Genomic DNA, 537 nt, shown 5'->3' with positions numbered 1-537 from the left:
GGCGAGACCATGGCGGTGACCATGGTGCTGTCGGTCTCGGGCGTCGTGCCGTTCGAGCTGCTGACCTCGACCAACCCGACCCCGATCCCCGCGAACATCGCGCTGTCGTTCCCCGAGGCGCACGACGAGGGCGTCAACACCCTGATCGCGACCGGTCTGATCCTGTTCATCGTGACCTTCGCGGTCAACTTCGTGGCGCGCTGGATCGTCGCCCGCCGCGCCGAGTTCTCTGGAGCGAACTGATGGCCACCATCGCCGCCCCCGCGCGACCGACCGTGTCGCTGACCGCCGGCAAGCTGCCCGCCTGGGCCCCGTGGGGCCTGCTCGCCTTCTCGATGTTCATCTCGTTCGTGATCGTCGGGGTCGCGAGCGCCGGCGGCGACCTGGCCGACTTCAACATCGCGGGCGCCGTCGCGCTCGGCATGCTGATCTACCTCATCGCGATCACGGTGCTCTCGAGCATCGCCGAGAGCCGCCGCCACGCGGTCGACCGCCTCATGACCGCGCTCGTCGCGAGCGCGTTCGTGCTCGCCCTGC

At 69.6% G+C, this 537-nt stretch carries 1 protein-coding gene and 1 pseudogene; both read left to right on the top strand.

The features are described 5' to 3' along the window. Window positions 1-243: pseudogene (locus B5M41_RS26805) on the top strand (phosphate ABC transporter permease subunit PstC); the annotation flags it as partial. After that, a partial coding sequence (locus B5M41_RS26800; RefSeq protein ID WP_230640392.1) for a hypothetical protein occupies window positions 243-537 on the top strand: 295 nt, incomplete at its 3' end. The pseudogene B5M41_RS26805 and the gene B5M41_RS26800, both read left to right, overlap by 1 nt.

The sequence above is a fragment of the Shinella sumterensis genome, assembly GCF_004514425.2.
GTDB lineage: Bacteria > Pseudomonadota > Alphaproteobacteria > Rhizobiales > Rhizobiaceae > Shinella > Shinella sumterensis.
This window is presented reverse-complemented; position numbering and strand designations above follow the sequence as displayed.